The organism is Neptunomonas antarctica (assembly GCF_001305295.1).
GTDB classification, from domain to species: domain Bacteria; phylum Pseudomonadota; class Gammaproteobacteria; order Pseudomonadales; family Balneatricaceae; genus Neptunomonas; species Neptunomonas antarctica.
Map to the genome: position 1 here is coordinate 150,337 of NZ_LJSI01000055.1, position 9,986 is coordinate 160,322.

A 9,986-nucleotide genomic window follows, 5' to 3' on the forward strand; every position below is an offset into this window, starting at 1 on the left:
TGACCTCCGGTATTTGTCACTTTGTTTTCGGTGGATCTGCAAACAAATCGCCAAACCCTCCGGCAAGTGATTGCGGCGTTATACGTTTAGGTCAGTTGCATGCATAACGAAAGGTTAGCGAAAAAATGGAAGAGTGCTGAAGTTATGCTTTTTCAGGCTTCGGAGTTCCTTGATAAACCATCACTATTTTCTTTTGAGCAAATTGAGTTGGCACAATATCAATTTGATTTACGGGAACGTGATATCTTTGAGGCAATGGAGTCATTAGCCACTTTAGGGACTTTACATAATTGTAAGTCTGGTTTCTGGAGACGTATTCAAAAAGTAGCTATCCAGATTGATGCGATCAATAAAGCAGATGAATATGAGCAAATGTTTCATATAGCTCTGTCAAAAAACGTATAACAAGTCAAAGCAAAGGACTTAAAACAGTTGGCTGTTTTTCGTACCTCAAACATTATAGCCAACAATTTTAAGCCTCTGTTTGAGGCGTTAGATGTAAATTGCACAGAAACGTAGATTCCACCAAGTGATAGATAACCTATATGAAACAAGATAAGTACTATATTGACCGCAAGTTTGAGACTATCTTTAGAGATAGTATCTATTTTACAAAATCTGCGTTTGATGCCCTAGAAAATGAAAATAATACTGAAGAACAGCTTGCAAGAGCCGCGATACTCAATCTTTCAATACTACCGGAGGTTGTCGCTAACTGTTTATTGGAAACTCTAAACCTGCCAAAAAATATTTTCAACGAAGTAGATAAATTCACTCCTATAAATAAGTATGATTTTTTCCTCTGGGAAAAGAAGAATCTAAAGCTGGATCGCGGCCTTCAAGAGATACAAAACATTCAAGAATTACAATCTATTAGAAATTTTATGGTTCACCCTAAATCGAAAAAAGCAGAGTGGGTGACTGTGGATGAATTCACACGAACTGCTGATCTAGGGAAAACAAAATTACTAGAGATACCTTACAGTAGCGATGAATGGCAAGGTGATGACCCATTTATTGTCATGCGTGTTGTAATGGCTTTTTTTGATCACATATTTAGAGTTTTATGCGAATACACCCCTGGTGAAACTCAATACCTCTTATTCAACACGGGTGATAATATTGAAGGTCATCAAGTAGGATATTTCATTGATAGCGAATGGAAAAAAATTCAGGAAAAATGGTCACTTAGAATGCGTTTTTTAGGTGTTGATTGTACTTCTGAGAAAAACATCTAACAAAACAATAAACTATCGCTCGGGCCTCGCTGGGAACTCCGTCTGCTACGCAGACGTCGTCCAATTATTGCAGCGTTAGTGGTCAAAAGGAATTATGACTAAACCTATAAAAATATGGTTGGTGCTAATCTTATTACCAGTGCCATTATATTTATCAATGTTTTTACTTGGTCTAATAGGACTGGCAAGTTACTGGGGCTATTACATGCCTCTTTGGGACTTAGGTGAACCTTTCTTTAGGTATTCATCTGATACAGGTTGGTACTACCCAACAATATATGGGCACTTATTAGCAGCAATGATTTATTCCATAGTATATTGGTGTGGGTATCTTTTTTGGAAAGAGATTCGCCGTTGATGTTAACCACTAACAAACAGTTGGTGTTCGCCCCTGCGGGGCTGGGACGGTTAAACTTCACTCGTTCCTCGTTGCGTTTCATCGCCCCACAACAAAAGCGTTAGGCTTCAAAATCGAGGATAGGTTTAGAATGGTTGCGTATATAGGAAGCAGTAGTAAGAAAAATGCAGGAAAACCTCTTTACCCACACAAACATAAAGATGGCATGTATGTCGCATCACACTCTCGTTTTGAAAGGGATTATGTAAGGATCGAAACACTGGATCAACTTCAGGCATTGGTTGAGCTAGGGTATGGTGCTCGTATGTCTAACCCTGAGTTAAGACCAAGAGTTGCTGCTTCAATAATTGTTAGCAAAAACATTGATATCGAGGGCACTTTCTCAATCGAAAAAGAGCTGGGGGAAATCAGTAAGCTACCTGAGTTAGATATAGAGTTCAGCGCAAAAAGACGAGCAGAGCAGAGCTTGCTAAGAGCTCACTTACTAAAAGGTAGAAAGCTAGGCATATGTGCTATTTGTAATTCGCAATTACCGGAAAATATGTTTGTTGCAGCGCACATAAAACGCAGATCTAAGTGTACCCTCGAAGAAAAGCTCGACTTTGATGCTGTTGCTACACTGATGTGTAAACTAGGCTGCGATGACCTTTATGAAAAAGGTTACATTTATATAGACGATAAAAAAGTTCTATCTAACTCCAAAGCTGAGACCACAGAGACACTTGATGTCGTAATTTCCTCTTTGGTTGGAAATGAAATTTCGAACTGGGAAGCTAGTAAAAAATACTACGAATGGCATCGGGAAAAGTGGGGGCCCAAGAAAGAAGCCTAACAAGCTGTTAAACAAGGACAAAAAACAGTTGGTTTTGCTCCTTCGTCGCTAATTTTAACCAACTATTTTTTGCCTGTTAACAGGGCGTTATGTGTTCGGCAGCTTACATGTTGCAGCTACCAAACAGTTTATCCGTTAATGTTGTCCGACTTGATAAGATCCAGCTTCAAAACCAAAAGGTTTTGCTAGACGATTCCAAGAATTAATTTGTACGATTGATAAGGTTAAATTTGCAACATCATCTTGGCTGAAATATTTACTTAGGTTGGTAAACGATTGTTGCCTTTGAGCAGCTGTGTCATTTAGCATAGTTACAGACTCAGTCCATGCTAATAATGCTTGTTCAGAATCATTATAAAAATTCGTTTCTTTCCATACAGATGATGAATAAACACGTAATTCACTTTCACCTGCAGCAACTGCTTCTTTAAAGTGCATTTCAATGCAATAAGCGCACTGATTTATCATGGATACCCTGTATCTCAGCAGCTCCATAAAAGATTCATCAATAATGTTTAAGCTCTTGATGTGTTTCTCTGTTTGCACCATGCAGCTCATTAAGTTCGCGGGTATATTTTCAAAAGGTATTCTTGGCATATTTGTTCTCATTTGTGTAAGTGGATGACAGAGTGTTATTGTATAGCTACCAAGTAATGATAAGAATAGACGTTCTATATCAAACAATTTTGCACAAAACGCAAAGGATTCCATGTTAAAGTTAGCTCGTATATTTTTAAAGGTGGTTGAGTTAGGTAGCTTTTCTAAAGCTGCCAAAGTGTTGAATATGGCCCCGTCATCCGTTACTCGTGCGATTGATAATCTTGAGCATGAGCTGAATTCCGAGCTATTTAAACGTAGTACACGTCAACTATTACTGACGGATAAGGGACATTTTTTTTTAGAGGGAGCATCTAATCTGGTTTCTGATTGTGACTCTTTACTTATGTCTATGGCAGAAAGTAGTAAAGAGCCTGAAGGAAATTTAAGAATTTCAGTATTTGAAAGTTTTGGTCGGTTGATTGTTTGTCCCATAATTCCTGATTTTTTGAAAAAATACCCAAAGATAACGATTGAGGTTGAGCTAGAAAATAAAGTGCTTGATTTATCCGCGGAAAATATTGATTTAGCTATTCGTATTGGAACTCCAAAAGACTCAAGTTTAAAATTTCGTAATATTATTCCAAATCATACCTTTGTTTGTGCGTCACCGGATTATTTGTCAACAACTGCCACTATTGAACAGCCTGAGGATTTATCATTACATAATTGCTTAGTACTCAATCAAGAGAGGCAAAGAACTTACTGGCATTTTAAAAAAAGTCGCCGTAATGTTAAGGCTTTAGTTAGTGGTAATCTTAAATCAAAAGGTGGCACTCCATTATTAGAGGCTGCCTTATGCGGTCTTGGTGTTGCTCAGCTTTCAAATTGGATTGTATCTGATTATGTAAAAAGTGGGCTGCTTGTGGTTTGTTTGCGAGATTGGGAGCCACTTCTTAATGAGCAGTCTAGTGGTAGCGTTTATGGCGTATACAAACAAGGTATATATAAAAACCCAAATATAAGACTGTTTCTTGACTATCTAGTTGAAAAAACACATAACAAGTTGCTGCAACGGACGTGGTAAACTTGGCACTTTTTTTGAGAAACACTCAAAAAAAATACGCCAAATTCACCACGCTGCTGAGCAGGGCGTTATGCAGCTAGGAGTAGATTCAGCATGTGTCATAAATATAAAGGGAGTTGCTTATGTGGTGCTGTTTCATTTGTTGTAAATGGTTTTAACGAAAAAGCCGCTAACTGTCATTGCTCAATGTGCCGTAAATTTCATGGTGCTGCATTTGGGACATTAGTCGGTGTAACAGGTTTAAATTGGCTTTCTGGTAATGAGAACTTAAAAGAGTTCGTTGCTGTTAATGGTACCGTTCGAACATTTTGTCAGGAGTGTGGCTCTAGTTTAGGATTTCGGGTTAAAGGAGCTCCTTCAAGTGAAATGGAATTGGCGATAGCTACTTTTGATGAAGCTATTCCTGTTGAAATTGATGCTCATATTTACATTGATTACAAAGCAGATTGGTGTAAGTTGCAGGATAACTTGTCAAAGTTTGGAGAAGGACGGGTTGCATAACAAACTGTTAAACAAGGACAAAAAACAGTTGGTTTTTGCGCCTTCGTCGCTTATTTTAACCAACTATTTTATTGCCTGTTAACAGGGCGTTATATAGCCTCAATAGAATGGAGTTTGAGTTGAGATATTTCGTATTAATTCTAGTATCAATACTTTCCTTTGCTGCAGGTGCGTTTTGGTTCAAATGGCAATTATTAGAATCAAAGCCTGTATCTTTAACTCAAACACTATCTGTGCAATCTTCTTCTGATAATATTGGTGTATTACCTAAAGGAACTATTCTTTATCCATACTCAGATGGCCCAGATATTGAAACTTATATTCTGTTTGTAAATTCAAAATATTTAAACGCTATCGAAGCTGTGGGATTTGAAAATATAATGACAGTTGCTCCCCTAGATGGTTATAGTGAATAGGCTATATAACAAGAAATTAAACAAGGACAAAAAACAGTTGGCTTTTGCTCCTTCGTCGCTTATTTTAGCCAACAATTTTTTGCCTGTTAATTGGGCGTTAGTTTTCAAAAGGAGTTTGGCATTAGTCTCAATATTTATATCGATAAAATCGAAAGTTTCTCTGAAGTGGAAAGGTGCGACTTTTTTCGAATTTTAGCTCACTCATTGACCGTATCTATTAGAGTTTATCTTTACGATAACGAATTAGATGATGAAGAAAAATTGAATAGAGTAAAGTGGCTAAACGAGATATTACATAGAGTAATAACTAAAGTGTACGTTAGGCCTTATGACAAAAATAATGTCGAAGGTTTCTTTGAAATGATGGCAGATTATATCGAAAAGAATCCTAATATATATGAGCAGCTGGAACATTGTTTCAATAAATCATTCCACCGTGTGCGTAGTTGAAAACTAACAAGCCATTCAAGCAGGACTTTTAACAGTTGGTTAGGTTCCGCTTCGCTTCACATTTTAACCAACAATTAAAAGCCTCTTAATGGGGCGTTGGTATTTCTAGTTTAACTCTACCTTGACTTTCTGATATAAATAAAAATATATGCATGAAAGCTGTATTTTATTTTGATACAATAATTACTAATTTATAAGGATCGGTAGTAATTTATTACTACTTAATAAACACATGCCGTGTTAACTAAAGGAAATAGTATGAACAAGCAAGTACACCTTAAAAAATTCAAAACCAATGAACTTATCTTTAATGAAGAAGAAACTGTAGTTATTCTTAAATTCATTTTCAAAAATCAACATAACAATATTGATTTACTTAATATAACTGATCCTGTGCGAGAATTTGCACAAGCTTTGCTTGTTGAAGCTGTTGATTCTTCTTATGCATTTGGTTTTGTAGATGCTCTATTCAGATCAGTGACAAACCCAAGGGCAGGCGCAAAGAAGGTATTAACTAAATTTGGTAAAAAAGCATTAAAGCATTGGTTTAAACACACTAAAGGCCAAGATTTAATGTCTATAAAGATTTATGACAAAGTACGTGAGCAACTTGCATGGAAATTTGGACGTGTATTGCTTTTGCATGTTAATGGTGTTGCCAAACTAAATGACAACCATTTTGGTATGCTCGCGTTTAATGACTCTGATAACAAAATTGTTTGGGGGTAAAAGTGAAAAAATCACTCTTTATTTTAATCCCGTTATCTTTTCTTATTATATATTCAATAATGGCAGTGTATTCACTATCTGAAAGCAACGTTGAAGATATCATTATTTGTGGTACGAATGATGATACTCACTATATTCCAGATAAAGCATGTGAATTGTACCTCTTTAATTTTAGAACTTCAGAAAATGATATTCAGTCCTTAGAATCGGGAGCTGGATTAGCATTTTTGTTTGGAATTCAAGATATAAATAAGCGATATGTTTACCTTGAACATTTTTTGTCTAAAGGTGCCTCAATTGATGCTTTGAGTAAGGTTGATGGCCTTTCCCCTTTGCATGCAGCAATATTACTTAACGACCTTAGACTTGTTAAGTATTTAATAGATAAGGGAGCAAACACAAGTCAAATCGAAGGAAATGATGAATTAACTCCTTTAACTTTTCTACAAAAGCTCGAAAAAAATAATAAGCTCATTGATAGAACTCCTATAGCTAATGTTTTAACTTCTATCTATTCTAAATCCCAATAACAAGTTGCTCAACGGGGCTAAAAAGTTTGGTTTCGTGCTTCAAAAAACGGCTTACTGCAGATTGCCAGTCAGAGTAAACTAATTATCAATAACATACACACAAGGGGATTTTATGTATTTCGTCACACAAGAATGGTTTACGTTAACAAGAAATAGAAAAAAATCAGATTTGAAGGCAGGTATAACTGCGTTTGAACAAGCGCGAGTAACCAAGTTAGTTTCGCCTAGGGAACATGCGATTAAGTTAATAATTAGCTGACAAAATATATAACTCTTACCAAGCGGACAATGTCAGTTCTAATTGCGCATATTTCTTCCTTTTTTGACTGGCTTTTTGCATGTCTGGGCTTGTTAGCCAATATCCAGACGCATTTATCCTATGCCCTTAACATTTGATCCACGCGCACAATGTTCGCTAACGCAAATAGCATGGCGAGTTTGCCGTCATTCTTTTTCAGGCCTCGATAACGTGCCTTGGTAAAGCCGAACTGGCATTTGATGATCCTGAAGGGATGCTCAACTTTTGCCCGAATGCTCGCCTTCTTATACTCAATATCCAATAACACTTTGTTGATCCGCGGATGCTTTTTCAGTGCTTTGACTTTGCTGGGGATGGTGGCGATATACCAGTCCACCTTAACCTCTTTCAGTGCATCACGTTTTTCAGCGCCTCTATAGCCGGAATCCGCAAACACAAAGGCTTCCTCTCCATGCAGTAAATGTTCCGCTTGATTTAAATCGTGCACATTGGCTGATGTGGTCGTGAGACTATGCGTAACACCTGTGCGGGCATCAACACCAATATGCGCTTTCAATCCGAAGTGCCATTGATTGCCTTTCTTGGTCTGATGCATCTCCGGATCGCGTGTACCCGCCTTATTCTTGGTCGAGTTCGGTGCTTCAATGATGGTGGCATCCATGAGTGAGCCTTCTTTCAATAACACACCGGCGTCGGATAGCCAGCTGACGACTTCATCAAAAATAGTGCGGGCGAGATTATGCCTCTCCAGTAGGTGGCGGGAATTCATAATGGTAGTGTGATCTGGAATAGGTCGATCTAACGATAAGCCTGCAAACAGACGCATGGAAGCAATCTCGTAAAGTGCATCTTCCATGGCAGGATCACTTAAGCTATACCACTGCTGCAAGCAATGAATCCGCAGCATCGTCATCAACGGATAAGGACGACGACCCTTTCCGGCTTTGGGGTAATAAGGTTCGATGATGGTCCATTAATTTATCCCTGAAAAGCTATGACGTGTATTATCTCATAGTGCGGGACTTAATCGCATGTTCCTTAGCGTTATACCTATTGAGTAAGTTACGATGGAGCTTGAAAATATTATAAAAGAGTTAGAGCAGCTTGGTATAGAAAACGACCAAGCTCAAACGGATAAATCAAATAAATATCTCAATATCACCAGAGATACAGGTGAGTTTCTATCTGTTCTTGTTAAGGCGACTGGTGCGAGTAAGATTCTAGAGATAGGTACATCAAACGGGTATTCGACAATTTGGCTAGCATCAGCGCTCCCAAAAAGCGGGATGGTCTACACAGTCGAGTCTAACCCTCAAAAAGTCACAGAAGCCGCAGTGAACTTTGACAAAGCCAACGTAAGTTCAAAAATTATCCAGTTAGTGGGAGACGTTAGTGAAGTCCTAGGCGAAGTTACCGAAAATGTGGATTTTATATTTCTTGATGCCGACCGAAAAACATATGTGGCTTTAGCTGAACGACTGTTTAATCTACTTAATAATGGTGGTCTGCTCGTTTGTGACAATGCCACTTCCCATAGTAACGAGCTTGAAGCGTTCACGGCTTGGTTAAAGAATCAAGACAACCTAATTACTTCATTGGTACCAGTGGGTAAAGGTGAGTTGCTCGTTTATAAAGGTGAAAAACAGGTATAACAAAACGCTCAAATCGGACTCCGCAGTACTGGCACCTTTTTTGCTTTCGCAAAAAGAGTTTCCAGTATTGCTGCGCCATTTAGCTTGGCGTTAGCCTCCATAATATATTGCGAGTTTCAAATGAAAAAAGTACTAATTAGTGCATGCCTGTTAGGAGATAAAGTACGTTACGATGGTCAGTCTCTATTTACTTCCAGCAGTATCCTTAAAGAATGGATAGATGAAGGCAGAGTCATCTCGATCTGCCCAGAGGTAAGTTCTGGAATGAGCATTCCCAGAGCACCAGCGGAAATAAATGGTGGTGATGGGTACGATGTACTTTTAAGTAAAATTGCGGTAGTTGAAAATAGTGGCAATATTGTCACTGAAAATTTTCTACGTGGTGCTAATAACGCATTGGCTTTGTGTAAAGCAAATGAAATTGATGTTGCAGTACTCGCCGAGTTTAGCCCTTCATGTGGAAGTTCATCAGTATATAGTGGCGATTTTTCGGGAACAAAAATCAATGGAGCTGGAGTCACAGCTGCATTATTAACAAATAATGGTATTAAAGTTTTTAGTCAACACCAGTTAAATGAAGCTAACAAGGCAATTAAGCAGGACTAAAAACAGTTGGCCGTGCTCGTGCCTCGCTGATTTTGGCCAACAATTTTTAGCCTCTTATTGAGGCGTTAGGTTACACGGAGGTTTCATCAAATCATGAACGTTTTTCTCATTATTGCGGGTACTTTGAGTGCTATTGTTGCAATACTGCATTTAGGTTGTATTTATTTTGGCGCACCTTGGTATCGTTTTTTTGGTGCAGGTGAACAAATGGCAGTGCTCGCAGAGCGAGGCAGCATTCAACCCACCCTCATAACTAGTGCAATTGTCCTTATTCTTTCTATTTGGTCGCTTTATGCATTCTCAGCGGCAGGTATTATTTTCCGTTTACCTTTTATGCGCTTAGCCCTCATCCTTATTACACTAATTTATTTAGTGCGTGGCATTGCAGGTTTCTTTTTCATAAGTTCACCCATGGGGCGCTCACCTGAATTTTGGGTCTGGAGTTCAGTAATTTGCTTATCATTTGGTATTGTCCATTTAGTTGGTTTAAAACAGCAATGGGCAAGCTTATGAGTAAAGTGTAACCTAGCAAGAAAATCAACAAGGACACGTAACAGTTGGCTACGCTTCGCTACACAATTTTAGCCAACCATTACTTAGCCTATTATTTGGGCGTTATGTTTTAAACTAAACCCCAATCACTACGGGTATAATACTTAGGGATTAGTAAAAATAAATGTTATGAAACTAACTTTTATTATTTTTTGTGCAATTATTTTATTAAAATAGGAGGTGTGGCTTTATTACTTTTCCAGGACTTGTATCCATGTTGGCATCATTTTTTTTGTCAG

At 38.0% G+C, this 9,986-nt stretch carries 12 protein-coding genes and 1 pseudogene; 11 read left to right on the forward strand and 2 right to left on the reverse strand.

The genetic code is table 11. From position 1 onward, the window contains the following. Positions 1-99 precede the first annotated feature (99 nt). The 3 genes from Nant_RS20835 (at position 100) to Nant_RS20845 (ending at position 2,428) form a co-directional block, all read left to right on the forward strand. On the forward strand, positions 100-405 hold the full coding sequence (locus Nant_RS20835) for a hypothetical protein (protein WP_054343608.1): 306 nt from the start codon (positions 100-102) through the stop codon (positions 403-405). 140 nt (positions 406-545) lie between these two features. Then, the gene (locus Nant_RS20840) at positions 546-1,238 is read left to right on the forward strand and encodes a hypothetical protein (RefSeq protein WP_054343609.1); all 693 of its coding nucleotides are present in this window, start codon (positions 546-548) and stop codon (positions 1,236-1,238) included. Between the two features lie 488 nt (positions 1,239-1,726). Beyond that, positions 1,727-2,428, forward strand: a complete 702-nt coding sequence (locus Nant_RS20845; RefSeq protein ID WP_054343610.1) for an HNH endonuclease — start codon at positions 1,727-1,729, stop codon at positions 2,426-2,428. A 135-nt stretch (positions 2,429-2,563) separates the two neighbouring features. On the opposite strand, the gene Nant_RS20850 is transcribed toward Nant_RS20845, so the two are convergent. Next, entirely contained in the window at positions 2,564-3,025 is a 462-nt protein-coding gene (locus Nant_RS20850) for a carboxymuconolactone decarboxylase family protein (RefSeq protein ID WP_076496109.1), read from the reverse strand. A 112-nt stretch (positions 3,026-3,137) separates the two neighbouring features. Here Nant_RS20850 and Nant_RS20855 point away from each other — a divergent pair, with 112 nt between their 5' ends. The 5 genes from Nant_RS20855 to Nant_RS20885 all read left to right on the forward strand — a co-directional run bounded on the left by Nant_RS20855 (position 3,138) and on the right by Nant_RS20885 (position 6,678). Further along, entirely contained in the window at positions 3,138-4,052 is a 915-nt protein-coding gene (locus tag Nant_RS20855) for a LysR family transcriptional regulator (protein ID WP_054343611.1), read from the forward strand. A gap of 93 nt (positions 4,053-4,145) precedes the next feature. Then, positions 4,146-4,553: a GFA family protein gene (locus tag Nant_RS20860; protein WP_054343612.1), complete on the forward strand. Its 408-nt coding sequence runs from the start codon at positions 4,146-4,148 to the stop codon at positions 4,551-4,553. Between the two features lie 119 nt (positions 4,554-4,672). Next, a complete protein-coding gene (locus Nant_RS20865; RefSeq protein WP_143773598.1) occupies positions 4,673-4,969 on the forward strand; it encodes a hypothetical protein in 297 nt (98 codons plus the stop codon). A 708-nt stretch (positions 4,970-5,677) separates the two neighbouring features. Continuing rightward, positions 5,678-6,148 carry a hypothetical protein gene (locus Nant_RS20880; protein WP_054343616.1) on the forward strand — a complete coding sequence of 157 codons (471 nt, stop codon included), beginning with the start codon at positions 5,678-5,680 and terminating at the stop codon, positions 6,146-6,148. Between the two features lie 2 nt (positions 6,149-6,150). Next, positions 6,151-6,678, forward strand: a complete 528-nt coding sequence (locus Nant_RS20885) for an ankyrin repeat domain-containing protein (protein WP_054343617.1) — start codon at positions 6,151-6,153, stop codon at positions 6,676-6,678. 377 nt (positions 6,679-7,055) lie between these two features. Here Nant_RS20885 and Nant_RS20890 read toward each other — a convergent pair. Continuing rightward, positions 7,056-7,904 (reverse strand): annotated as a pseudogene (locus Nant_RS20890) (IS5 family transposase); the annotation flags it as partial. 100 nt (positions 7,905-8,004) lie between these two features. Here Nant_RS20890 and Nant_RS20895 point away from each other — a divergent pair. The 3 genes from Nant_RS20895 (at position 8,005) to Nant_RS20905 (ending at position 9,708) form a co-directional block, all read left to right on the forward strand. Then, positions 8,005-8,589 (forward strand): O-methyltransferase, encoded by a 585-nt coding sequence (locus Nant_RS20895; protein WP_054343618.1) that lies wholly within the window; start codon positions 8,005-8,007, stop codon positions 8,587-8,589. Between the two features lie 120 nt (positions 8,590-8,709). After that, complete coding sequence (locus tag Nant_RS20900) at positions 8,710-9,195, forward strand: 2-thiouracil desulfurase family protein (RefSeq protein ID WP_054343619.1); 486 nt, start codon at positions 8,710-8,712, stop codon at positions 9,193-9,195. 93 nt (positions 9,196-9,288) lie between these two features. Continuing rightward, complete coding sequence (locus Nant_RS20905) at positions 9,289-9,708, forward strand: hypothetical protein (RefSeq protein ID WP_054343620.1); 420 nt, start codon at positions 9,289-9,291, stop codon at positions 9,706-9,708. Positions 9,709-9,986: the final 278 nt, after the last annotated feature.

Bases quoted from the DNA above. Each gene is read 5' to 3' on its own strand.
- Nant_RS20850 (WP_076496109.1), bottom strand. From the start codon at position 3,025: ATGCCAAGAATACCTTTTGAAAATATACCCGCGAACTTAATGAGCTGC.
- Nant_RS20900 (WP_054343619.1), top strand. From the start codon at position 8,710: ATGAAAAAAGTACTAATTAGTGCATGCCTGTTAGGAGATAAAGTACGT.
- Nant_RS20835 (WP_054343608.1), top strand. From the start codon at position 100: ATGCATAACGAAAGGTTAGCGAAAAAATGGAAGAGTGCTGAAGTTATG.
- Nant_RS20895 (WP_054343618.1), top strand. From the start codon at position 8,005: ATGGAGCTTGAAAATATTATAAAAGAGTTAGAGCAGCTTGGTATAGAA.
- Nant_RS20855 (WP_054343611.1), top strand. From the start codon at position 3,138: ATGTTAAAGTTAGCTCGTATATTTTTAAAGGTGGTTGAGTTAGGTAGC.
- Nant_RS20845 (WP_054343610.1), top strand. From the start codon at position 1,727: ATGGTTGCGTATATAGGAAGCAGTAGTAAGAAAAATGCAGGAAAACCT.
- Nant_RS20905 (WP_054343620.1), top strand. From the start codon at position 9,289: ATGAACGTTTTTCTCATTATTGCGGGTACTTTGAGTGCTATTGTTGCA.
- Nant_RS20860 (WP_054343612.1), top strand. From the start codon at position 4,146: ATGTGTCATAAATATAAAGGGAGTTGCTTATGTGGTGCTGTTTCATTT.
- Nant_RS20840 (WP_054343609.1), top strand. From the start codon at position 546: ATGAAACAAGATAAGTACTATATTGACCGCAAGTTTGAGACTATCTTT.
- Nant_RS20880 (WP_054343616.1), top strand. From the start codon at position 5,678: ATGAACAAGCAAGTACACCTTAAAAAATTCAAAACCAATGAACTTATC.